Origin of the sequence: Sporosarcina sp. SAFN-015 (assembly GCF_051966875.1) — a bacterium.
Lineage (GTDB): Bacteria > Bacillota > Bacilli > Bacillales_A > Planococcaceae > Sporosarcina.
In genome coordinates this window covers 31,984-54,877 of the sequence record NZ_JBQCKP010000009.1, presented here as the reverse complement: position 1 = coordinate 54,877, position 22,894 = coordinate 31,984, and the positions used below count along the sequence as shown (strand labels likewise).

General features: G+C 40.9%; 22 protein-coding genes and 1 tRNA gene. 13 read left to right on the top strand and 10 right to left on the bottom strand.

The window, feature by feature from the left end; all coding sequences use genetic code 11:
• The gene (locus tag ACTHPA_RS15080) at positions 1-384 is read right to left on the bottom strand and encodes a sigma-w pathway protein ysdB (RefSeq protein WP_440501337.1); all 384 of its coding nucleotides are present in this window, start codon (positions 382-384) and stop codon (positions 1-3) included.
• A gap of 95 nt (positions 385-479) precedes the next feature.
• On the opposite strand from ACTHPA_RS15080, the gene ACTHPA_RS15075 reads away from it, so the two are divergent.
• The 6 genes from ACTHPA_RS15075 to ACTHPA_RS15050 all read left to right on the top strand — a co-directional run bounded on the left by ACTHPA_RS15075 (position 480) and on the right by ACTHPA_RS15050 (position 6,917).
• Entirely contained in the window at positions 480-965 is a 486-nt protein-coding gene (locus ACTHPA_RS15075) for a dUTP diphosphatase (RefSeq protein ID WP_440501335.1), read from the top strand.
• 85 nt (positions 966-1,050) lie between these two features.
• Positions 1,051-1,545, top strand: coding sequence for a helix-turn-helix domain-containing protein (locus ACTHPA_RS15070; RefSeq protein ID WP_440501333.1), 495 nt, complete (start codon positions 1,051-1,053; stop codon positions 1,543-1,545).
• Positions 1,546-1,661: 116 nt separating this feature from the next.
• Positions 1,662-2,414 (top strand): metallophosphoesterase, encoded by a 753-nt coding sequence (locus ACTHPA_RS15065; protein ID WP_440501332.1) that lies wholly within the window; start codon positions 1,662-1,664, stop codon positions 2,412-2,414.
• Positions 2,415-2,546: 132 nt separating this feature from the next.
• Complete coding sequence (locus ACTHPA_RS15060) at positions 2,547-3,530, top strand: zinc-binding dehydrogenase (RefSeq protein ID WP_440501330.1); 984 nt, start codon at positions 2,547-2,549, stop codon at positions 3,528-3,530.
• 71 nt (positions 3,531-3,601) lie between these two features.
• Positions 3,602-5,281: a formate--tetrahydrofolate ligase gene (locus tag ACTHPA_RS15055; protein WP_440501329.1), complete on the top strand. Its 1,680-nt coding sequence runs from the start codon at positions 3,602-3,604 to the stop codon at positions 5,279-5,281.
• A gap of 151 nt (positions 5,282-5,432) precedes the next feature.
• Positions 5,433-6,917: a GGDEF domain-containing protein gene (locus ACTHPA_RS15050; RefSeq protein WP_440501328.1), complete on the top strand. Its 1,485-nt coding sequence runs from the start codon at positions 5,433-5,435 to the stop codon at positions 6,915-6,917.
• A 35-nt stretch (positions 6,918-6,952) separates the two neighbouring features.
• Here ACTHPA_RS15050 and ACTHPA_RS15045 read toward each other — a convergent pair whose 3' ends face one another.
• Positions 6,953-8,650: a M3 family oligoendopeptidase gene (locus tag ACTHPA_RS15045; RefSeq protein WP_440501326.1), complete on the bottom strand. Its 1,698-nt coding sequence runs from the start codon at positions 8,648-8,650 to the stop codon at positions 6,953-6,955.
• A 185-nt stretch (positions 8,651-8,835) separates the two neighbouring features.
• On the opposite strand from ACTHPA_RS15045, the gene ACTHPA_RS15040 reads away from it, so the two are divergent.
• Positions 8,836-9,123: a DUF6509 family protein gene (locus tag ACTHPA_RS15040; RefSeq protein ID WP_440501324.1), complete on the top strand. Its 288-nt coding sequence runs from the start codon at positions 8,836-8,838 to the stop codon at positions 9,121-9,123.
• A gap of 297 nt (positions 9,124-9,420) precedes the next feature.
• Here ACTHPA_RS15040 and ACTHPA_RS15035 read toward each other — a convergent pair whose 3' ends face one another.
• Positions 9,421-11,109: a methyl-accepting chemotaxis protein gene (locus tag ACTHPA_RS15035; protein ID WP_440501323.1), complete on the bottom strand. Its 1,689-nt coding sequence runs from the start codon at positions 11,107-11,109 to the stop codon at positions 9,421-9,423.
• A gap of 260 nt (positions 11,110-11,369) precedes the next feature.
• Here ACTHPA_RS15035 and ACTHPA_RS15030 point away from each other — a divergent pair, with 260 nt between their 5' ends.
• Positions 11,370-12,353, top strand: coding sequence for an NAD(P)/FAD-dependent oxidoreductase (locus ACTHPA_RS15030; protein WP_440501321.1), 984 nt, complete (start codon positions 11,370-11,372; stop codon positions 12,351-12,353).
• A gap of 80 nt (positions 12,354-12,433) precedes the next feature.
• Here ACTHPA_RS15030 and ACTHPA_RS15025 read toward each other — a convergent pair whose 3' ends face one another.
• From ACTHPA_RS15025 to ACTHPA_RS15015, 3 genes are all read right to left on the bottom strand, one after another.
• Positions 12,434-13,540, bottom strand: a complete 1,107-nt coding sequence (locus ACTHPA_RS15025) for a DUF1648 domain-containing protein (protein WP_440501320.1) — start codon at positions 13,538-13,540, stop codon at positions 12,434-12,436.
• A gap of 2 nt (positions 13,541-13,542) precedes the next feature.
• Positions 13,543-13,926: a GntR family transcriptional regulator gene (locus tag ACTHPA_RS15020; protein WP_440501318.1), complete on the bottom strand. Its 384-nt coding sequence runs from the start codon at positions 13,924-13,926 to the stop codon at positions 13,543-13,545.
• An 89-nt stretch (positions 13,927-14,015) separates the two neighbouring features.
• On the bottom strand, positions 14,016-15,536 hold the full coding sequence (locus ACTHPA_RS15015) for a polysaccharide deacetylase family protein (protein WP_440501317.1): 1,521 nt from the start codon (positions 15,534-15,536) through the stop codon (positions 14,016-14,018).
• Positions 15,537-15,910: 374 nt separating this feature from the next.
• Here ACTHPA_RS15015 and trhO point away from each other — a divergent pair, with 374 nt between their 5' ends.
• Positions 15,911-16,888 carry an oxygen-dependent tRNA uridine(34) hydroxylase TrhO gene (gene trhO / locus ACTHPA_RS15010; RefSeq protein ID WP_440501315.1) on the top strand — a complete coding sequence of 326 codons (978 nt, stop codon included), beginning with the start codon at positions 15,911-15,913 and terminating at the stop codon, positions 16,886-16,888.
• A 173-nt stretch (positions 16,889-17,061) separates the two neighbouring features.
• The gene (locus ACTHPA_RS15005; protein WP_440501313.1) at positions 17,062-17,883 is read left to right on the top strand and encodes a DUF368 domain-containing protein; all 822 of its coding nucleotides are present in this window, start codon (positions 17,062-17,064) and stop codon (positions 17,881-17,883) included.
• On the opposite strand, the gene ACTHPA_RS15000 is transcribed toward ACTHPA_RS15005, so the two are convergent.
• The 4 genes from ACTHPA_RS15000 to ACTHPA_RS14985 all read right to left on the bottom strand — a co-directional run bounded on the left by ACTHPA_RS15000 (position 17,876) and on the right by ACTHPA_RS14985 (position 21,398).
• The gene (locus ACTHPA_RS15000) at positions 17,876-18,214 is read right to left on the bottom strand and encodes a DUF5658 family protein (RefSeq protein ID WP_440501312.1); all 339 of its coding nucleotides are present in this window, start codon (positions 18,212-18,214) and stop codon (positions 17,876-17,878) included. The two genes, ACTHPA_RS15005 and ACTHPA_RS15000, sit on opposite strands and share 8 nt — an antisense overlap.
• Before the next feature lie 168 nt (positions 18,215-18,382).
• Positions 18,383-19,879 carry a catalase gene (locus ACTHPA_RS14995; RefSeq protein ID WP_440501310.1) on the bottom strand — a complete coding sequence of 499 codons (1,497 nt, stop codon included), beginning with the start codon at positions 19,877-19,879 and terminating at the stop codon, positions 18,383-18,385.
• Positions 19,880-20,082: 203 nt separating this feature from the next.
• Positions 20,083-20,568, bottom strand: coding sequence for a DedA family protein (locus tag ACTHPA_RS14990; protein ID WP_440501308.1), 486 nt, complete (start codon positions 20,566-20,568; stop codon positions 20,083-20,085).
• A gap of 38 nt (positions 20,569-20,606) precedes the next feature.
• Positions 20,607-21,398: a phosphatidylserine decarboxylase gene (locus ACTHPA_RS14985; protein ID WP_440501306.1), complete on the bottom strand. Its 792-nt coding sequence runs from the start codon at positions 21,396-21,398 to the stop codon at positions 20,607-20,609.
• 49 nt (positions 21,399-21,447) lie between these two features.
• On the opposite strand from ACTHPA_RS14985, the gene pssA reads away from it, so the two are divergent.
• The 3 genes from pssA to ACTHPA_RS14970 all read left to right on the top strand — a co-directional run bounded on the left by pssA (position 21,448) and on the right by ACTHPA_RS14970 (position 22,868).
• Positions 21,448-21,981 (top strand): CDP-diacylglycerol--serine O-phosphatidyltransferase, encoded by a 534-nt coding sequence (pssA, locus tag ACTHPA_RS14980; protein ID WP_440501304.1) that lies wholly within the window; start codon positions 21,448-21,450, stop codon positions 21,979-21,981.
• Positions 21,982-22,176: 195 nt separating this feature from the next.
• Positions 22,177-22,264 (top strand) — tRNA-Ser (locus ACTHPA_RS14975).
• A 190-nt stretch (positions 22,265-22,454) separates the two neighbouring features.
• On the top strand, positions 22,455-22,868 hold the full coding sequence (locus ACTHPA_RS14970) for a hemerythrin domain-containing protein (protein ID WP_440501303.1): 414 nt from the start codon (positions 22,455-22,457) through the stop codon (positions 22,866-22,868).
• Positions 22,869-22,894 lie beyond the last annotated feature (26 nt).

Below are 22,894 nucleotides of genomic sequence, written 5' to 3'. Positions count from 1 at the left end.
TCAACGGGCTTTCATCAATTCTTCAATTGGATTTTTCCAGCTGATTTCAGCTTTTGGATAATTGGAAGTGATCTCGGAGGATAAGAAATAAAAATCATCTTTCGTAAAGCCTTGAAGCTTCGTTTCATCTTTGACCCAAACGAAAATAGAAACGACATCAAAGGAGTCTTCCGTAGTTCCTAAATATTTTTCACCTTCAAAGAGGGCACCTTTATATGTGATAAAGAAGTTTTTTCTTACATTTTTTACATCATCATAAAAGTAATATTGCTCTTTTTCATACGCCTCGTCCAATTTTCGCTTCGGATCCAATAAATAGCGGATACCGCGATAAAATAAATAGACGATGAATGCAATAATAACAAAGCGGATCAGTAATCCCATAACAGCATCCCCTCACAAAAATAGATATAGTCTTCTACTTATACGGGCGAGAATCGGTTTGGTTTCAAGATATTTAAAATTTTGGAGGTTTTTTTATGGAGTTGACGACATTATTTACGATGCAGCGTGAATTGGATACATACATCCAAACGAATCAAGTTGTAAACAAGGATGTTTTCAAAGAAAAAGGGTTGGCCCTTCTTGTTGAACTTGCAGAGCTAGCTAATGAAACAAGATGCTTTAAATTTTGGAGTGCAAAGGGACCTTCAGAACGAGAAGTTATTTTAGAAGAATATGTGGACTCCATTCATTTTCTCTTGTCACTCGGCATCGAAAAAGATTTGGATGGATTGAAAGTATGGCCAGAAGGCGAAGTTGAAGGCGATTTGACGAATGTCTTTTTGCAGACAATCAGCTCTATCCAACAGTTTTTATTGAAAACTGATATGGAAAGTTATGAAAATGTATGGATTCATTATGGAGCAATAGCGAACAGGATTGGTATTTCTTATAGTGAAATAATGAAGGCCTATTTGGAAAAGAACGAGGAAAATTACAAACGCCAGCAAACTGGCTATTAATAATTTGATAGAAAAATAAATTAAGATTGACAGAAGGAACTAAGAAAAATAATATAGAGATAAGTAAATAGGAGGAGGCATCAGCGTGAACGATTGGAGTAAAGAAGACTTTGGTATTAGATTAAAGGCCCTGAGAGAGCAAAGAGGCCTATCAATGATGGCGTTTGGAGCGGCAATCGGCACATCCGCCAGCAGAATCAAAGATTGGGAGAAAGGTAAAAATGCCCCTTCCGCTGCATGGATTGCAAAGATATCCGAGAGATTCAATATCTCTACAGATGAGTTGATTTTAGGAGACCCTAAAACTTCACGCGCATTCACTGCAAGCGGTTCTTCAAACGTCGATATGCTTTATGAACGGCTGCGTGAAAATTTGATTATCGCTAAAGAAGTGGATGAGCAGGACGAAAAACTAGATCAGCTATATAGCACTCTAGATGCGGAGAATAAAGAACGCTATCGGAGTGGCAGAGGAAGAAGGCTTGCTGAGCGAGAACTTCTATCCATTTTAACTGAATTACCGAAAAAGGACGTACTCGAATTATTGGAGCTCGCAAAAATAAAGAAACGTTGGCAGTAAGCTGAATGCCTGTACGAAAAAGAAGGAAACGCAACGGCATCCTATTATTCTTCATTCTCATATTGCTATTTGGACTTTATTTATATAAAGAGAATACGACCATAGGAGTGACCTTCGTGGAGCTCGAAGCTCCCGGTCTTCCGAATAGCTTTAATAATTATCGAATTGTTCAACTGTCAGATATCCATGACTCGATGTTTGGGGATAATCACTCAGATTTAGTAAGTAAAGTGAAATTATTATCGCCAGATGCCATTTTCATTACTGGAGATTTTATTGATCGGAACCGTTATGATCTTGAGCAAAGTTTGGAAATCGTCAAGCAACTGCATGATGTAGCACCATTCTATTTCGTTACCGGCAATCATGAAATTTCTACAAATGACGAAAAGCACATAAAAGATGAACTATCTGGATTAGGCGTGCAAGTTTTAACAAATGAATCGATGACAATTGCAAGCGAAGAAGGGGAACAGATTGTTATATCCGGGATTGAAGATCCATTGTCCAGCAATCTCGTTGAAGAGACGTATGTTGAACAAGTCATAGATTATGCATTAAAAGATGTCCAGGATGATCTGTTCAAAATCCTTTTATCGCATCGACCTGAACAGTTCAACGTATACGTTGACCGGCAAATAGATCTCGTTTTCAGTGGGCATGCCCATGGCGGCCAAGTTCGGATTCCGGGCATTGGAGGCTTAGTAGCTCCTGGTCAAGGATGGTTCCCTAAATTCACATCAGGTATCCATGAAATGGATGGAACAACTATGATCGTAAGTCGCGGCCTCGGAAACAGCATCGTTCCCATACGAGTGTTTAATCGCCCGGAAGTAGTTGTCGTAACTTTGAAATCATCAAATGAATAGCTAGCTGTAGACGCAAAGGAGATCTATTCTTTGCGTTTTTTTTTCATTATTATGAATGTGATAATTATTGGCGGATGTTGTATGATAGAATAGTATATAATTCATAGAATATTTTAAACGGGAGGTTGTTGTGTGAAGGCGTTCATTCATGTAAATGGTCAATTGGAAATAGATGAGATGGAAGAGCCGATTGCAAGTAATGGTGAAGTCGTCGTAGCACTTCATGCCGCGGGGATGAATCGAAGGGATATTAAAATACCTGATCGCCGCGGGGATGTAAAGGAACCGTTAATTCTTGGTTCCGATGGCGCTGGTGTCATCGAGTCTATCGGGGAAGGGGTAGACAATTGGGAGATTGGTGATGAAGTGATCATTAATCCATCTTTACGTTGGTTTACACAAAGTGCTGCACCTCCTGCAGAATTTGATATTTTAGGTATGCCGGACAACGGAACATTCGCAGAGAAAATTGTTATTCCTGCTGAACAGATTGAGAAAAAACCTGCGAATCTTTCAATGGATGAAGCGTCTGTTTTAGCGTTAGCAGCATTGACAGGATACCGGGCATTATTTACGCAAGGCGAGTTGAAAAAGGGCGATACGGTCTTTATTCCGGGAGCGGGAAGCGGTGTCGCGACATATATGATTCAGTTTGCCAAAAATGTTGGGGCGCGCGTCATCGTCAGTTCGCGGGTTGAAGAGAAACGACAGAAAGCGCTAGAGCTTGGCGCTGATTTGGCAATTAATACGAACGGTGATTGGAAAGAGGACCTAGCGAATGAAACAATCGATCTCGTAATCGAAAGCGTTGGAAGAGCAACATTTAACCGTTCGTTGGAAGTATTGAAACAGGGCGGAAGAATTGTTGTATTTGGCGCAACGACCGAGGACGTCGTCGAGCTGGATTTACGGAAGTTTTTCTACGGACAATACCAGCTATTTGGCTCGACGATGGGAAGCCGGGATGAGTTGCGGGCAATGTTGAAGCATGTTGAAGAATTCGGCATTCAACCTGTCATTGACAAAGTATATCGTCTCGAAGATGGTTTGGAAGCATTCAAGGCGCTGGAAAACAGCGAGCAGTTTGGAAAGCTTGTATTGCGCATAGAAAAATGAGCAGCTTTGGGGTTTTTATTATAAAATCATTTTGTATTAGCATGTATTGATAAAAGAAGGGTGTGGCCATTTTGACTGAAAAAGCAAAACCATTAACGGACTTAGCAATCGCTGCTTCTGCTGTGATGCAGCCAATAGCGGATATCGCAAGAAAAGTGGGGATTCCCGAAGAGGCGGTTGAACCCTATGGACGATACAAAGCAAAAATCGATGTATCTAAATTGCCGGCTACGAAATCATTCGGAAAAGTCGTTCTTGTAACAGCGACAAGCCCGACGCCTGCAGGTGAAGGGAAATCAACAGTGACTGTTGGCCTTGCGGATGCGTTAGCAAGATTAGGAGAAAATTCGATGATCGCTCTCCGCGAGCCTTCCCTCGGACCCGTTATGGGTGTGAAGGGCGGCGCTGCGGGCGGTGGGTACGCACAAGTATTGCCGATGGAAGAAATCAATTTGCATTTTAATGGCGATATCCATGCGATCACAACTGCAAATAATGCACTAAGTGCGATGATTGATAATCATATTCATCAAGGAAATGCATTGCGGATTGACCCGCGCAGGATTACCTGGAAGCGTGCAATGGATATGAATGATCGTGCATTGCGCCACATCACTATTGGTCTAGGGGGTCCCGGACAAGGTGTACCGCGGGAAGACGGCTTCGATATTACAGTAGCTTCTGAAATTATGGCAGTATTCTGTTTGGCAACAAGTTTAACTGACTTGAAAGAGCGTCTATCACAAATGGTAATCGGATATACGTATGAAAAGGAAGCTGTTACCGTAAGGGATTTAGGCGTAGAAGGTGCTTTGACACTTCTATTGAAAGAAGCATTCAAGCCGAATCTCGTTCAGACGATTGAAGGGACCCCTGCTTTAATTCATGGCGGACCTTTCGCAAATATAGCACATGGCTGCAACTCGTTAATGGCTACAAATACAGCTAGAAAATTGGCTGATATCGTTGTAACGGAGGCAGGATTCGGATCCGATCTAGGCGCTGAGAAATTCATGGATATTAAAGCACGAAAAGGTGGATTTGCCCCGGATGCTGTCGTACTTGTGACAACGATTCGTGCTTTGAAAATGCACGGAGGGGTTGCGAAGACGGATCTTGGAAAAGAAAATGTTCAAGCTGTCACGGAGGGAATTGTCAATCTAGAAAAGCATGTGGAAACTGTCCGTTCTTTCGGCGTGCAGCCTGTCGTAGCATTAAACCGCTTCATTACAGACTCCGCTGCAGAACTTGACTTCATTATGAATTGGTGCGCTTCAAAAGGTGTTCGAGCAGCTGTAACGGACGTTTGGGGGCAAGGGGGGGCTGGCGGCCAGGAACTAGCGAAACAAGTTCTCGAGCTGTTAGAAGAGCCAAATAATTTTGCTCCCCTTTATGATGTAGAGCAGCCGGTCATTGATAAAATTACGGCGATTGTCCAAAAGGCATATGGCGGAAAAGGAGTAATCCTTACAGAGAAAGCGAGAAAGGACTTATTGCAAATCGAACAGAATGGGTGGGATATCCTGCCGGTCTGCATGGCGAAAACGCAATACTCTTTCTCAGATGACCCTAAGAAGCTTGGAAGACCTACTGATTTTATGATTACAATTCGTGAAATCATTCCGAAGCTTGGCGCAGGTTTCCTCGTTTGTCTGACGGGGGATATTATGACGATGCCGGGATTGCCGAAAAAACCGGCGGCCCTTCAAATGGATATCGACGAAAAAGGAAATGCGATTGGCCTCATGTAATCGCTTCTATAGCAATAAAGTCAAAGAGCTGTCACTTTTTACAAGTGATAGCTCTTTTATTTAGATTAAATAGGTAAAATAGCATGGTGATTTGGAAGAGTATGGGCTATAATGATTCAAAGGAATTGAGAGTGGAAAGGGTACGATAAGTGTGTTCAATAACTTCAGATGGAAATTGACGATTGTCCTGATTGTGTTTTCGCTTATTCTTTCATTGTTTATAGCGTTATTTGACTATAACAAGTTACGGAAAACTGTCTTAGAGGCTCAAGACACGAAGATTTCCATGATAGAGGACAAAGTAGTTAAAAACCTAGCAACAATCGATAAAGTATATGACTTATTTGATGAACAGACTGCGGAAAAGATGAAATCATATTCAAAGGAGCTTCTTGAAAAATATAAGGAAGAGCCCGATTTCCGAAAATGGGATTTCACATCGTTAAAAGAGCAATATAAAATGGACATATTTATTCTCAATGATAAAAATACGGTCATACATAGCAGCTTCACTGAAGATATTGGATTGGATTTCCAAGAATGTTGTCCGGGATTTTCTAGTCTGTTGGATGAAAGGCGAGTAGGCGACTCGTTTACAGCTGATGGAATGGATATTCAATCGAAAACAGGGGAAGTTAAAAAGTTCAGTTATACACCTACGCCGGATCATAAGTATTTAATTGAGTTAGGGTTTCTACTAGAAGACCATGAGATTTTTAGGCAATTCAATTTCCTGCAAACAATTGATGAACTCGTCCAAGAATATGATGATATTAATTCCATAAAGGTCTATAATTCTGGAGGAAATGCGTTAGGAGTAAAAACTGAAAACTTTCAACAGCAATATATCCAACAGCCGCATAAAAACGTTTTTGAAAAAGTGCGGGGAAGTGGAGAGCCTGATGAATTGGTTTTAGTTGAAGACGGAAAACAGGTAACATACAGATATATCCCTTATTCAGCAGACGAGCGGAAGGGATTTTCCACAGATCGAGTTGTCGAGATAGCTTATAATAATAAAGTAATGACAGGTTTGCTTGCAGGATATAAGAATCAATTTCTTCTACAATTATTTGTCATCCTTATTGGATCGATCATCCTATCCTTCCTTATCGCTAGGCTTGTTGCGATGCCGATACATCTTGCCTTTCACGATAGTTTGACAGGTTTGAAAAACAGGGCGGCCTTTGAAGACGAAATTTCAAAAAGGCTTGAACGGAAAAATCGGAAAGTAGCTTTAATGATGGTCGATTTGGACAATTTCAAAGCGATTAATGATTATTTAGGGCATGGCGAAGGTGACAGGATATTGAAAATAGCGGCAGCAACTATCCAAGAAACAGTGGGGGCCAGTAATTTTGCAGCAAGAGTCGGTGGCGATGAGTTTTTAATTTTACTTGATTCAGATGAAACACCTAATTTAAAATCGCTCGCGGATGATTTACTTCAACGGATTAATGAAAAAATGGAATTTCACTTGAATGAAAAAAGTATTCAAACTTCAATTAGTATTGGGGTTGCTATCGCAACTGAAAATGACGATTTTGAATCACTTTACGCAAAGGCTGATAAGGCACTATATCAATCTAAAGAAAACGGCAAAAATCAATATAACGTCTTTGAATTCACGACATAAAAAAGGGACTGCCGGATATCGGCAGTCCCTTCTTATTATAGAGCTTTGTCATCAACAGAATTCAACCATGCTTCGATTGTACCAACGACAGACTCCACACATCCATCTTCAAACGGCGAAATCAAATTCGCCTCTTTTACAAGCTCCGTAAACGGCTTCGACCCGCCAAGCTTACATAGATGTAAATAATCTTCCCATGCAGCTTCGCGATCTTCTAATGAACGCTTCCAAAACTGGAATGCGCAAATTTGTGCCAATGTGTAATCGATATAGTAAAAAGGAGCTTCATAAATATGCGACTGACGTTGCCAAATTGATCCTGCTTCCAAATAAGGGTTACCGTCGTAATCACGCATTGGCAAATATGTCTTCTCAATCCGCTTCCACTCCGCTTTACGTTCAGCGGGTGTCATTTCTGGATTCTCGTAAATTGCATGCTGAAATTCATCTACCGCTACACCGTAAGGCAAAAATAGCAGGCCGCTGCTTAAGTGTGCGAATTTGTATTTTTCCGTATCGTCCTCGAAGAATAGTTCCATCCATGGCCAAGTGAAGAACTCCATGCTCATTGAATGGATTTCAGCCCCTTCGTGAGTCGGCCATACATATTCAGGAATGCCGATATTACGGCTGGAATACACTTGGAAAGCATGACCCGCTTCGTGAGTCAGCACGTCGATATCACCTGATGTACCATTAAAGTTCGAGAAGATGAAAGGCGAATCATAATCATCAATGAACGTACAATAACCTCCCGTCTCTTTCCCTTTCTTCGCTTCCAAGTCAAGAAGATGCTTGTCTGTCATGTATTTGAAAAATTCGTCCGTTTCAGGTGAAAGCTCTTCATACATCTTTTTACCGTTTTCGATGATCCATTCAGGGGAACCTTTCGGTGTTGCATTCCCACTCAAGAAGTTTAGGGACTGGTCGTAGAATTTTAATTCATCGACGCCGATCCGCTCAGCTTGACGTTCGTATAACTTTGTAGCAAGCGGTACAATATAGTCTCGTACTTGATCACGGAAGTTTTTCACCATATCCGCGTCATATCCAATTCGGTTCATACGCGCATATCCAAGTTCCACAAAGTTTTTGAAACCTAATTTTGTAGCGATTTCGTGTCTCACTTTCACGAGATCATCATAAATACGGTCAAACGCATCGCCGTTATCTGCATAGAAAGAGTAGGAAGCTTCCATAGCGGACTTCCTCACACCTCTGTCAGTAGATTCGGCGTACGGTCCGAGTTGTGCAAGGGTTAATGTTTTTCCGTCAAACTCGATTTGAGCTGAAGCGACAAGCTTAGCATACTCAGAAGTAAGCTTATTCTCTTGTTGAAGGAGCGGAAGTACTTCCGGCGAAAAGGATTTGATTGCGTTGTCGGCTAGAGCGAACAGCTGCGTGCCCCATTTCTCTTCAAGCTCCTTACGGTAAGGTGTTTTTACAAGCTCTTTGTAGAAAGCGGTTCCAAGTTCCTGGAATTCAGGACCGATTTCATCGAAGTATTCCCGTTCTTTCTGATAGAACTCATCATTCGTATCGATGGAAGAACGGATATACATCAAATTAGACTGTGTAGAATAGTTGCTACCGATGGCATTCAACTTTTCAATGACTTCATTTTGTTCATCAAAGGACTCTGCAGAACGGAATTGTTCTAGCAAGCTATCGAATTCTTGTTTAATGCTTTCCATGTCAGGTCTTTTGTACTTGAATTCTTCAAATGTAAGCATGTTCATTCCCCCGTAATCTGTTAGTGTGAATACAATTCACTATCTTCATTGTTAACTAACCATTGTGAAAATGCAAAAGAAAGATTGCAAGTTTGAGCAAATATTTCGCCGATAGGGAATACGTGACCAGTTAGTGCGGTTTGCTGTAAGATGGGAATGAAAACATTATGTGAGGATGAGATTACGTGGAAATTATTGAATATAGCATGATTGAACTCATTGATCCGACAGGCATTTTGTCAGGGAACCGATTTGAATTTCGCATTTATGTAAAATTCGATGAGGAAGATGAGGTCTATAATGAAAAAGGGACGGGCATCCGAGTGATTTATGCGGTAAATGAAGGAGTAGGGAAAGTGGCTTCCTATCATCTTTTCGACCGTGCGACAGACGAAGTTCTCGATTTTGACTTGGAGGATGAGGAAGTCGCTGAGCTGGCCGTATTTTGTAGGGAACAATTAGAAGAAGAGTAAGCGTAGATGATTTACCGTGATGAGTGATCATAAATGTCTGCAAGTGATCATAAATGTCTGCAAGTGATCATAAATCGTGGCGAGTGATCATAAATGACTGCAAGTGATCATAAATCGTTGTGAGTGATCATAAATGACTGCAAGTGATCATAAATCGTTGCAAGTGATCATAAATGTCTGCAAGTGATCATAAATCGCCACAAGTGATCATAAACCCGCCAGCATGCTCATAAAATAACAAAAAATCGTTGAAACGGCATCCTTTCAAAGGACATACCAGTTTCAACGATTTTCAATTTAAAAAGTAAAGCGATTCACTTCTTTTTGAAGGTTTTCCGCAAGACCGGCAAGAGTTTGTGAGCTGGTGGAAATCTCTTCGTTGACTGCCAGTTGTTCTTCTGTTGCGGCACCCGTTTCCTGGGCTGTGAAAGCGGTTGACTCTGCTAGTTTTTTTACTTCCATCGATGAGTGGGCAATCGTGTCGGTCATGGAACGAATTTGCTTAATTGCTTCTGTAACGATCGATACGTTTTCATTTACCGCATTTACGGATTGCTCGATTTCAGTGAATGTATTCAATGAATGATGAGTGACCGTTAAGCCGTCTTTCACACTGTTACTTCCCGAATTAATCGCATTCACTGCCTTTTTGGTCGCGTCTTGGATGGAATGGATCATGACGCCGATATCTGAAGCGGATGATTTAGACTGCTCCGCCAAATTGCGCACTTCCTCGGCGACTACCGCGAAACCTTTTCCATGTTCTCCTGCACGAGCCGCTTCGATTGCTGCGTTCAATGCTAAAAGATTCGTCTGTTCTGAAATAGCGGTAATTAAAGAAGTAACTTGTTGAATCTCCGCAGACTGTTTTGCCATCGACTGGATAATCGTTGATGCTTCTTGAATGATTGTGTCGGTATCCGACATTTGACCGGATAACCTTTCAATCGTGGAAGAGCCTGCTTCCACATGAGAAATGACTGTTTGCATTGCTTCCAGCATTGTCAAGTTGCTGTCTGCGATTTGATTGACGTCTTTAGTCAATTGAGTGACTGAATCGACAGTTTCATTCACCAAATCAGACTGGTTTTCACTGTCTCGCATATTTTTCTCTGATGCGGAAGCGACCATTTCAGACGAAGCGAGGCTCTCTTCGGAACTTGCTGATAATTGCTCCGCTTGCGCAGCCAACTGATGTGAAGAAAATTGTATTTGCTCCATTAGACTTTTTAAATCATCAGTCATTTTATTAAATGCGTTTGCCATGATACCAATCTCATCTTTACTGCGGATGTTAACATGTTCTACTGACAAATCACCTGTTGCAATCTTTTCAATGGCAGTCGTCATCCTCTTAACAGGATTTGCTATACTGCGGCTGATCATATAGCCAACAAACAACGAAATTATAATTGCTAATCCGATGAAAATAAAAGTAAGCAAATGGATAAAGTTTGTCATTTGCAATAAGTCATCGCGGGAATTTTGCATTTCTACCTTTTGATTCTCTTTCAACGCTGTTGCCTTCTCCATTATTTGCAAGTTAACATTATTTGCTTCTCGTAAAAGGTTCCTGTTCTGCGTTTCATTTGCCCTCATTAGACTATAGCTGATCTCATCAACCATTTCGCTGAATTGCATATGTAATTGTTTAATTTCTTCGACCGTTTCGCTATCTTTTGAGCTATTAAAGGCAACGTCCAACTCTTCAATTAATCCAGTTGCATTTGCCGTCGATTCATCACGTTGGCCGACAAACTCCGATGTTTTAAATAAAACATAACTGCTGATCGCAATATATCTTTCCTTTTGTGCGCTGATCAGTTCATCGGATAAATTCACTTTATGGGCTCGGTCATCGATTAGTTTCGCAAACTCATCATTCATCTTCTTCGTTGCAAAGAAAGATGCACCCCCCATGATGAGCATAATGGCAAGAAGAATGGAAAATCCCGCCCAAATCTTTTTTGATACTGATAAACTCATGAAATTAGTCCCCCCAAAAATCTCTCTATACAGTACATACATACTATTATACTTGTTTGAGAAAATAATACTATACAAAAATTAAAAATATTTAGGAAGCAACGGATGAATTTGTGATTAATTTTTTTTGGTACCAAGTCAAATTATGTGTTTTTTATTGAAAAATAGTAGATAATGTGTAGAGTAGATATGTAGGGGATTATGATAAAATGGATTTTTCGTACATCAGCTAAATTTAAAATACATTGGAGTGTTTATAGATGAGCAATGAAATTGTCGACATTACAATTATTGGCGGGGGACCAACAGGACTTTTTGCTTCTTTCTACGCAGGCATGCGTGAAATGTCCGTTAAAATTATTGACAGCCTACCACAACTTGGCGGGCAGTTAATTGAACTGTATCCTGATAAATATATTTATGACGTGGGTGGGTTTCCAAAAATTCTTGCTAAAGATTTAGTAGCAAATCTTGTTACACAAGCGCATTATTCGAAGCCTGAAATTCATCTAGGAGAAACAGCTCTTTCAGCGACACGCGATGGTGATCACTTCATCCTCCAAACGGATAAAGGCGTACATTTGACTCGCACAATCCTTTTGACTGCTGGAATCGGAGCATTCCAACCGCGTAAAATCGGTTTAGCTGAAGAAGTTGAATTTGAAGGCAAGACATTGCATTACGGAATTAAAGACCTCTCTCTATTCAAAGATAAAGATGTTCTCGTATGCGGCGGGGGAGACTCAGCAGTGGATTGGGCGTTGATGCTTGAAGATATCGCTTCGAATGTTTCGCTTGTCCATCGTCGTGAGCGTTTCACAGCGCATGAAACAAGTGTGAACCAATTGATGTCATCGAAAGTAAATGTGCTTACTTCCCGTGCTGTTAAGTCGATTGCTGGGGAAGATGGCATCGTCAAAGAAGTCGTTATAGCCCAAAAGGATGGATCGGAAGAAGCGTTGCATGTTGACCACGTCATCGTCAACTATGGCAATATATCTTCTCTGGGCGCAATTAAAGAGTGGGGCCTTGAAATGGATCGCAACTCGGTCATCGTCAACTCCCGAATGGAAACGAATATCGAAGGCATTTACGCAGCAGGGGATGTTACGTCTTATGACGGAAAAGTGAAGCTTATTGCAGTCGGCTTAGGGGAAGCTCCGACTGCCGTGAACCATGCAAAAGCATTCATCGATCCGAAAGCAAGACTGCAACCATTGCATAGCACGAGTGTTTTCAACTAAAAAAAGTGTAGACGAAGTCGTTCTTTGACTTTGTCTACACTTTTTTTATAGGCAATCGGCAATGGGAAGGCATTTCCTCATTATAATAATAAGGCAATTCCTAATATGATGAGCAATGGACCGATGATAATTAAATATCCAAGCGGATTTCCGAAGTTCATCGTCCAACCGACCCCGAACCTCTTTTCAACAAAGATGGAGGGGTCATTTTTATTTACATAAAATACGCCTGCTTTCCAATGTGCGTCATCATCGGCGTCCGTCACTCCGGGAACAGGTTCCTCTTCAATTTCCAGTTGAACACGGGATCCCCCTTGACCTACTTTGAATGCGTACACTGCTGTTGTGAACAATATGATAAGAAGGAATCCTAAAGGCATTGCCATCATGAGAAATGGTCCTCCTATGTTCCCGTGGATTGTTGTCAGTTGGAGGAAGCCGAAAAGAATTGTTAATGATATTGACGTTAAAAAGAGCAACCAGCTTGTGTACTTCCTAAACGATAACTGCTGAATGCGCGAAGAACTCCGCTTCGATGCATTTAGCTTCATACCAGACTTCTTCGTAGAGACATTGATCATTAGCATCATCCCTTGCATGACGAGAAGAATGATGAGAAGGGCAATGACGGAAAAAGGGCTTTTATCGGTGAATGCGTCCGGTTGTCCATTTGGCCCCCAATGGGTAGGAATAAGATCCGGCATCGCACCGTATTGAGTCGCAGTATAGCCGATTAAACCGAGTGTAATCGGTATTGGCAATGCAAACATGAAAGAGGGTAGCATTTCATTATTGGAGCGGTTCGTCAAGTCAGCTACTCGAACCTTTTTCAAATTCCCCCCCCATTTATGCTCGCGCTTTCTTTTCATCGTTTTCACGTGAAAGTACAAGTACAGAGCCATGCTAATGAGTAGAATTCCAAATTGAAGAATCAATCCGATGAAGACGATGCGTTCCTCTTCTAATTGATTCCCCAATCCCCAAAAAAGAAGAACTAGAAAACCAACTGCGCCTATTAGAAAGATCATTGCCGAATAGGTTTTCTTATAGGTGGTGAGCATCGTATCATCTGTATGGCCTTCAGGTATCGTTACTCCGAAAACGATCGTTTTCTTCAGGAGGAAAGGAATCGCCGCCTGCATAACAGTTAAAAATAGAATGATAGCCAAAAATATTGTAAGTACCATTGTCATCCCTCCGTTAATTCTGAAATGATAGATGAGGTAATTGATAAAATCTGTTCTTTATTCATGCCATACACAATTGATTCTGCAACGAGCGGTTTCAAATGTAGTTTAATGAGTTCCATTTGCAAGTCGCTCGGTCCTTTTGCAGATATTGAATTAATGACTGCGCCAGACTTCGGAATGATTTCAATAATTTTCTTCTTCTCGAGCTCATGATAGGCTTTGTTTACTGTATGCATATTGACGCCAAGATCTGCAGCGAGGGACCTGACGGATGGCAATACCTCGGATGCTTTCAATGTTCTGGTTGCAATCAATTCGATCAACTGATTTGCAAGTTGAGTATATATCGGTATTTCTGAAGTTGGTTCGATTTGGATGAACATGTTATCCCTCCATTCTGTTCTAATAACATTATAACAGAAGTCGCGCTTAAAATATACCTCGAAAAGGAAAAACCCCCTGAACAAATAGTTCAGGAGGAAGTTTCTTCTAACTCTTTAACGGTAACAAAATCATACCCCTCGTTACTTAAATATGTCAGTACTGCATCTAGACCATCTGCAGTCGATTGGTGAATATCGTGCATTAAAATGATGCTTCCATCTTTCACATTCTCTTTTACTACTTGAAGAATCCTTGCGGAGTCACGATACTTCCAATCGAGAGTATCGACATCCCATAAAATGATCGGCAATCCCGTCATATTATGGACGGCATCATTGACAGCCCCATAAGGAGGTCTGAAAGCTTCAACTTTTTGTCCGGTCACTTCTTCAATAATGGCGGAAGTCTTCTCGATTTCTTTAGCGACACGGTCAGGACCTAATTTTGTCAAGTCGGCATGAGTCCAAGTATGGTTGCCTAATTCATGACCAGCTTCCATCATTTCATTGACGATATCGGGATAATATTCGACACGGCTTCCGAGCATGAAGAACGTTGCCTTTGCATCGTGTTTTTGTAGCGTATTCAAAATTTGTCTTGTCACTTTTGGATCAGGACCGTCGTCAAATGTCAACGCGACTTTTTTTCGGAGAGATGTCTCAGGAAGTGTAGTTTCGGTTTCATCATTTTCTTTAGAAACTTCCGTTTCGGACGATGGAACAGTTGAGTTTTCTTCGATGTTTTCTTCTGCGATCTCTTCTCCCTTATCTTTATCGACGATATCGACCGTTTCTTCTTTATCTTCAGGCTTAAAAGTTGTGGCTAACAGTTCTTTAACTGCATCAATCGAAACAGCAATGATAGGTGGTCCAACAATGTTATTAGCAATTGTGTTTTCGTCAAAGTAGAAGATAAGTGCATCGTCGGTTACAGAAAAGTTCCTATAATTCATCCATCGGGGCTCAGTAAATCTTTCCATATCTTTTTGGATAAGATGTCCCTTTAATGATTCATCCTTTAAAATCTCAGCCCTGACTAACGAAGAAAGGCTTTGTAAACGATCGGAGTCATCTTCGAATAGATCCCGAATTGTAAAGCTTTCGCCCGTTTCCGGATTTAAATGGAACGAGCGTATTTCGGTCTTTCCAGTGTCGGTATCGCTATATCTACTGCTCGTAACGAGGACAAAGGAATAGTTCCCGGAAGCATGCGGCAACGTTTCATAAGAGATGTTCAATTCTCCAGTCGTTTTTTTATCTTGTTGTTTTTTCTTGGTCAGCGTATCCAAATACCGTACTTGAACTTCGTCAATATAGTTTTTAACTTCCGAATTGAAAGAGCTATGTATGCTTTGCGGATATTGAATGGCAAAAGGAGCATTTTTATCATTTGATGTTTTTGTAACGATTTTGATACCAGGATAATTTGAATCTATTTGTTCCGTTTCGAGTGGGGATGAGGACTTTGTTTCCTTCTCGGACTGTGAGGCGGTATGGCCATTCTCTGTCATGAAAACGAGAAAAATGGCACTTAGTGTCAATAGGACAATGGCTGCGGAAAAAGTGATGTCAATCCATACCGAACGTGCTTTATGACGCTTTCTTTTCATGTTGCGCGGCTCCCTTGTAATTTTTGTGATTCAGAAATCTGGCAAACTTCTTGCTCGATCTACCTGTAAAGTTAGACGGGGCGACTCTTTAAATAGTTTCGGATAATCAAGAAAAATGTCGATTCTTTTATACTATTAGTATACAACACTTTTGCCCAAGTTTGGGATAGGTAAAAAAGGACGAATGAAATAACAACTGAATAAAAAGAATGAATTCATACCACTTTTTCAAAACACGGTATTGTGATATACTGTCATATGGTCCGGATCTTGCAAATACGGGCGAGCAGATGAGTGTTTACAATCGAATATTGTTAAACCGATCAAGCTGTTATTTCTACTGCAAAGAAAACAAACAGAAGGTGGTCGAAGAAATGGAAACAGAAGCATATCGGGTATTGTTGTACTATAAATACGTACACATCGAAGACCCAGAAACATTTGCTGCAGAACATTTGGCTTTTTGTAAGGAACTTGGATTGAAAGGCCGTATTCTTATCGGCGAGGAAGGCATCAACGGTACATGTTCTGGAACTGTAGAACAGACGGATGCTTATATGGAGATGATGCATAGCGATGAGCGATTCAAAGATCTTTGGTTCAAGATCGATGAAGCGGATGGACACGCGTTCAAGAAGATGCACGTTCGCCATCGTAAGGAAATCGTCAACCTTAGCCTTGAGGATGACATCAACCCATTGGAATTGACAGGCCAATATTTGAAGCCTGAAGAATTCCTAAAAGCCATGCAAGATGAAAACACAGTTGTGTTTGATACTAGAAATGATTATGAATATGATCTGGGACATTTCAGAGGGGCGATTCGTCCGGATATTGAGAATTTCCGTGATCTTCCTGAATGGGTCCGTGAAAATAAAGAACTATTTGAAGGTAAAAAAGTTCTTGCGTATTGCACTGGTGGAATCAGATGCGAGAAGTTCACAGGATGGATGAAGCGTGAAGGTTTTGAAGATGTTGCACACTTAGAAGGCGGAATCGTAACATACGGAAAAGACCCAGTAGCGAAAGGTCAACTATGGGACGGTCAATGTTATGTATTCGATGAAAGGATTGCTGTACCTGTGAATCAGGTCGAGCATGTCATCGTCGGTCGAGATCATTTTGATGGAACGCCTTGTGAACGTTACGTAAACTGTGCAAACCCTGACTGCAATAAAAAAATTCTATGCTCTGAAGAAAATGAGCATTTCTATATGCGCAGCTGTTCGGATGAATGTCGGACACATCCGCGTAACCGTTATTTTGTAGAACAAAACTTGACAGTTGAGGAATTCAACAAACGGATTGAGGCTATTGAGAATAAGCGCAGCGAGGCAACTGCTGCATTGTAAAAAATCAATTCACGCTCGGGTGGTAATACAACGCCCGGGCGTGTTTTATATTTGGCATGTAAATAAAATAGTTTTCGGAGAATAAAAAAACATTGGAATGGACTTAATATGGCTCATGGCAAAAGGTAAATGGTATACTACTATCATTGAAAAGATATTGGAGGAACTGCAGTATGGAATGGAAGAACATTTATCGTGGATTCCTTATGGGAATCAGCGACTTGATTCCGGGAGTGAGCGGGGGAACGATTGCGTTCATTCTTGGTATATATGACCGATTATTAGTGGCGATTAGCGGCTTTTTCAGCCGTGATTGGAAAAAGCATATTGGCTTTTTATTACCTTTAGGTATAGGGATTGGACTGACGTTATTGCTATTCAGCCGATTCATTGACTTCCTATTGAAAGAATACCCACAGCCGACTCAATTTTTCTTTTTAGGATTAATTATCGGCGTTATACCTTTTATTTCAAAACAGGCGAATGTAAGAAAAAATTTCAAGGTAGGTCATTTTCTCTTATTGCTCGTAGTCGGCGCAGCTTTAGCATCAACGGCATTCATTAAACCGGCGGATGCAAGTGTGATTACATCATTAACAATGCAAAATACGATCGGTTTATTTTTGGCTGGTTGGGCTGGCAGTATGGCAATGCTCTTGCCGGGTGTGAGCGGATCGTTTGTTTTACTATTATTAGGTGTATATGCGACAGCCATCAATGCGCTTTCAACGTTGAACTTTCCGATTATTATCGTCATCGGCGCTGGAGTCATTGTCGGTTTTATCGTAAGTAGCAGGGCCATCCATTTCTTGTTGGATAGATTCACCAATGTCATGTTTGCGATTATAATTGGCTTGATCATCGGTTCCATTTTCGTTATATACCCGGGGATACCGGAAAGTGGGACGCCATTTGTTATGAGTGTCATTGCTCTCATTACCGGGTTAATTGTCGCAAACATGTTTAATACGGCCAACCCAACTACTACTAAATGAATGCAAGGACAATAATAATCCATGAAATATGGATGAGGATGACGAGCGTATAGATGATGAGTGCGATGGCGAGTACATTTTTAACAACAACTGATGGTTTCATATAATGCATAAGGATGAAAAGCAGTATTGGAAGACTCGCCTTCATCAAATAGAATGCAATGACGTTCATGTCATAAATGGAGCGCACGAATGGGTTAGCTTCTTGTATATGCCCGAATCGGATTCCAAAATCAGTAAAAATCGCATCGATCATGCATAAGCAAAATAGAAGAAAACATGTATTCAATAACCGGTCTTTCGAAGCTGGAAGCGCCTTAACCGTCTCCATTTGTATCACTCCTGACATAATTGGCATTTAGAATGTATCAGTTAGGATATGGAGAGGATGAAAGATTTATTCAAAAGGGCGATAGAAAGTTTATTCGCTTATCTATAAATATCGATTTCCGACAATAAAAATGCCAACGAAAGAGAAATTTCTTTCGTTGGCATTTTTTTATTTACTAGTTACTTCCTCTTTCACTAAAACGTCATCCATCGAGAAGCCTAGTGCAGCTGCTACACCTTCTCCATAAGCAGGATCTGCTTGGTAGCAGTGGCGGATGTGGCGATATTTAATCTCGTTTGGAGCGTCTCCAAGATTGCGGGCAGTATTGCCAAAGAGCAATTCTTTTTGTTCGTCACTCATCAGATTAAACAATTTGCCTGGTTGTGTGAAATAATCGTCATCGTCTTCACGGAAATCCCAGTGCGCTGCATCGCCATAGATTTTGAGTGGCGGCTCCATGAAGTTAGGCTGTTGCTTCCACTCACCAAAGCTGTTCGGTTCATATGAAGTTCTACTTCCATGGTTGCCATCTACACGCATTGCGCCATCGCGGTGGAAGCTATGGACCGGACATTTTGGTGCGTTGACCGGAATTTGATGATGATTGACACCAAGGCGGTAGCGCTGGGCATCACCGTATGAGAATAGTCTCGCTTGCAACATTTTGTCAGGCGAGAAGCCGATTCCTGGAACGATTGCTGCCGGTGTGAAAGCCGCTTGTTCAACTTCCGCGAAATAATTATCTGGATTGCGGTTCAATTCAATTTCTCCAACTTCGATAAGAGGGAAGTCGCCCTTATACCATACTTTCGTTAAATCAAACGGATTGTAAGGCATGTTCAATGCTTGTTCCTCAGTCATGACTTGGATATACATCTTCCATTTCGGGAAGTTGCCGTTGTCGATATTTTCCAATAGATCGCGTTGGTGGGATTCACGGTCTGTACCGATCAACTCAGTAGCTTGCTCGTCCGTCAAGTTCTCAATCCCTTGTTGGGAACGAAAATGGAACTTAACCCAAACGCGTTCATTATCTGCATTGATCATGCTATACGTATGGCTTCCAAAGCCGTGCATATGACGATAAGATTTCGGAATTCCTCGATCGCTCATAACGATTGTAATTTGGTGCAAAGCTTCAGGAAGAGAAGTCCAAAAATCCCAGTTGTTTGTTGCGCTTCTCATGTTTGTGCGCGGATCCCTTTTAACTGCATGGTTCAAGTCAGGGAATTGAAGCGGATCTCTGAAGAAGAAGACAGGGGTGTTATTGCCTACTAAATCCCAGTTACCTTCTTCTGTGTAAAATTTAAGTGCGAAACCGCGAATGTCGCGTTCAGCATCAGCCGCACCACGTTCTCCGGCAACTGTTGAAAAACGGGCAAACATGTCTGTCTTTTTGCCAACTTCAGAGAAGATTTTCGCTCTTGTATATTGTGTAATATCATTCGTCACTGTGAAAGTTCCATAAGCGGCAGATCCTTTTGCGTGCATACGGCGTTCAGGAATAACTTCACGATCAAAATGAGCTAGTTTTTCAATTAGCCATACGTCCTGTAATAGGACTGGGCCGCGTGGACCTGCAGTCATTGAGTTTTGGTTGTCAACTACTGGAGCTCCAGCTGCGGTAGTTAACTTTTTTTGAGAATGATTATCATTGTTAGTCATTGATAATGCCTCCTTGATAAGTAATCTTCTATCTTCAACAACAACTATAGCATATGAAGTTCTTGAATACTATAGTTATTTATAATAATTATTGATAAAGAATTTATATTTCTATCTGAAGAATATAAAGGTTTTAAGTTATCAAATTGGTTTCAATAAAAAAACGAAAGTCACTTTATTAGTGGACCTTCGTTTTTTTATTATTAAAATGGAAGTTTGATTAAATATCCAATCGACAAGCAAAGGACAGTGGAAACAGCAGTGCCAATTGAAGCGAAAATTAGATATCTTCGTATTCCCATTCCTACACTGCCAGATAGATAACAGATGATATGTCTCATGCCAGGTACAAAATACCCCAACGTCACTGCCCATGGACCGTATTTTTCAAACCATCTATCAACTAGCTGAAGTCGATTAGGGGAAAGTCGAACCCATTTCCCATATTTTATTAGCAGCGGCTTTCCTATATTTCGACCGAGTGCATAGGTGAAAATAGTTCCTGACATTACGCCCAAAACGGTAATGATTAATGCGATAGGAAAATTCAAGGTGCCAATTGAAGTTAGGTGTCCAATGAATGCAACAACGAATTCATCGGGCAAGGGCAAGCCGAATATACCTAAAGCTAAAAAGAAGTAGACAGCAAAATAACCATAATGAAGTATAAAATCATTGAACTGCAGCATATCATTCCCTCGCTCTTCTCATGAAGTTTTCCGTTGTCTTAGTCGCGGGGAGCTAAATTCCATTTTCCGACCGACTGTCCCATCCTCACCTCAGTGTTTGTAGGGATTGTAGGTTGGAATAAGTGGTTTTTCTCTAGTAAAAGTATCACCGTTGATCCGAACGAGAAATAACCGAACTCTTCTCCCTTTCTGCATTCTTTGGAGGAGTCATTGATATGAATGCTGTTGACATTAAGTGCCCCTACCTTAATGATTGCCATTTTGCCGTGCTCAGTCGATAGTTCAGAGATGAGACGGAAATTCGTAGCAAAAGGTTGGTTACCAAGCCGGAGTCCTAAATCATTTACTGGAAATGAAGTGGAGCCAAGAGCATAGCGTGAAACCAGTTTACCGTCGTATGGGTAGTGAAAATGATGGTAGTGGCTTGGTGAAAGGTAAAATACGTAAAAGAATCCACCCTCATAGGCATTTGATATCTTTTCATCTCCCAAAATTTGTTTTATACTATATAAATATTCTTTTATGATGAAAGTTTGATCTTTCTCGATTGTACCCGAAGCACTTAGATACCCATCTACCGGGGATATTAATATTTCATGTTGAGAGTCGATTGGACGTGCACCTTGCTTTAAATTTCGCGTAAAATAGGCTTGAAGGCTTTCATATCGTTCAATGGGGAACTCAGCTTCACTCTCATTGATATGATATGTTCGTGCAAAAGGTTTAATCAGCTTTCGACTTAGACGAGAGCTAGTAACGGACTTCAACACCGATGAAGAAACTGGATGCCCGGTTAGTTCGACAAAGTATTTAAATAGTGCTTTTTTCATTCTATCAGTCTCCAATGCTTTGATAACTACACAAGATGGAGGAATCATTATGTTTTTATCGAGATACTTCGATTATACTAAAATTAAAGGTCAATTGGCTAATGCAATTACTGTTATAAACCTGAGCTTTGGTATTATTGCCATAATCCTTATTGCACGTGAACTCAGCCATATGAGTTTAGTTTTTATTTTCCTTGCAGCTCTTTTCGATCGTTTTGATGGAATGGTGGCACGTCATTTCCATTCAGAGTCTTTGTTCGGTAAAGAGCTGGATTCGTTAAGTGATCTGGTTTCATTTGGTGTAGCTCCGGCACTTCTGATTTATATGACTGACTTATCCGAGATGCTATGGGTAGGAATTGCAGCTACTGTATTTTATATAGTTGCAGGAGCAATTCGATTAGCTCGTTATAACGTCAAGGAATTCGATGGTGTTTTTTATGGCGTGCCAATTACAGTGGCGGGTGTACTCTTAACTTTATGCTACTTCCTAAGTCCATATATCGAACCCCAGTTTTTTGTAATCATCATGGTCATCCTTGGATTTGCAATGATCAGCAATGTTCGAATTGCAAAGGTATAAGATCAACAGGTGGGGGCATTCCTTCACCTGTTTTTTTGCAGATTTTTGTGGGTACCTGCTTTTTTGATACCTGTGCAGTAAACAAATTCAATGGTATACACTACAATTGCATAAAATAAAAATGGAAGCTGTCCTCTTTACAGGTACCTCTTTACATGTTTTTCTTGTTTTTGTATAATAATTTATATAGTAAATGGAGACGTACCCAAGAGGCTGAAGGGGGCTGACTCGAAATCAGCTAGGGCGTTCACGCGTCGCGGGGGTTCAAATCCTCTCGTCTCCGTATATGCAGTCGTACTCTATTAAGAGTACGACTTTTTTTATGAAGAAAACATCAGTAGTTGGCTTTCCGGAATTGTAGCGGAAGGCGTCCGCCTATAGTGGAAATCCACTTGGAATATGTATTTCAATTGGTGACTTGTCCAAATGTCTGTTATTCTATAAGAAAGCATTGTATTGAAAGGATGAGTCATATGTCAGGTCCTGCATTGAAGCAACTACAAGCTCATCGTGCTATCCATGAAGGCGGACTATCAGGAGCTGTAAGTAAGACAGAATTGCTCATTGATTTTCTACAAAAAGGTGATATGGAATTAGCAGATCGTGCGGCCGGTGAATTAATTGATTATTGGAAATCAAGAGTGATCAGCCATGCTGATGCAGAAGAGGAAGGGCTATACCAAGATATTAAAAATGAGAATCCTGAATTGGAAGAGGCAATCATCCAGTTGACGAGAGACCACGACCTACTTAGGATTATCGTAGAAGACATTGAAACGCTACGAAAAACAGAAAAGCTTAGCCCAACCGTTTTACAAAAGTTTTATGCTCTTTTGGTTATTAATGAAATACATAGCCGAGACGAGGAACGGATGCTGCTGGAGTAAAGGATATGGAAAAAGCGCCGGAGGAT

Bases quoted from the DNA above. Each gene is read 5' to 3' on its own strand.
- ACTHPA_RS15080 (WP_440501337.1), bottom strand. From the start codon at position 384: ATGGGATTACTGATCCGCTTTGTTATTATTGCATTCATCGTCTATTTA.
- ACTHPA_RS15075 (WP_440501335.1), top strand. From the start codon at position 480: ATGGAGTTGACGACATTATTTACGATGCAGCGTGAATTGGATACATAC.
- ACTHPA_RS15045 (WP_440501326.1), bottom strand. From the start codon at position 8,650: ATGCTTACATTTGAAGAATTCAAGTACAAAAGACCTGACATGGAAAGC.
- ACTHPA_RS15035 (WP_440501323.1), bottom strand. From the start codon at position 11,109: ATGAGTTTATCAGTATCAAAAAAGATTTGGGCGGGATTTTCCATTCTT.
- ACTHPA_RS15030 (WP_440501321.1), top strand. From the start codon at position 11,370: ATGAGCAATGAAATTGTCGACATTACAATTATTGGCGGGGGACCAACA.
- ACTHPA_RS15025 (WP_440501320.1), bottom strand. From the start codon at position 13,540: ATGGTACTTACAATATTTTTGGCTATCATTCTATTTTTAACTGTTATG.
- ACTHPA_RS15020 (WP_440501318.1), bottom strand. From the start codon at position 13,926: ATGTTCATCCAAATCGAACCAACTTCAGAAATACCGATATATACTCAA.
- ACTHPA_RS15015 (WP_440501317.1), bottom strand. From the start codon at position 15,536: ATGAAAAGAAAGCGTCATAAAGCACGTTCGGTATGGATTGACATCACT.
- trhO (WP_440501315.1), top strand. From the start codon at position 15,911: ATGGAAACAGAAGCATATCGGGTATTGTTGTACTATAAATACGTACAC.
- ACTHPA_RS15005 (WP_440501313.1), top strand. From the start codon at position 17,062: ATGGAATGGAAGAACATTTATCGTGGATTCCTTATGGGAATCAGCGAC.
- ACTHPA_RS15000 (WP_440501312.1), bottom strand. From the start codon at position 18,214: ATGGAGACGGTTAAGGCGCTTCCAGCTTCGAAAGACCGGTTATTGAAT.
- ACTHPA_RS14995 (WP_440501310.1), bottom strand. From the start codon at position 19,879: ATGACTAACAATGATAATCATTCTCAAAAAAAGTTAACTACCGCAGCT.
- ACTHPA_RS14990 (WP_440501308.1), bottom strand. From the start codon at position 20,568: ATGCTGCAGTTCAATGATTTTATACTTCATTATGGTTATTTTGCTGTC.
- ACTHPA_RS14985 (WP_440501306.1), bottom strand. From the start codon at position 21,398: ATGAAAAAAGCACTATTTAAATACTTTGTCGAACTAACCGGGCATCCA.
- pssA (WP_440501304.1), top strand. From the start codon at position 21,448: ATGTTTTTATCGAGATACTTCGATTATACTAAAATTAAAGGTCAATTG.
- ACTHPA_RS14970 (WP_440501303.1), top strand. From the start codon at position 22,455: ATGTCAGGTCCTGCATTGAAGCAACTACAAGCTCATCGTGCTATCCAT.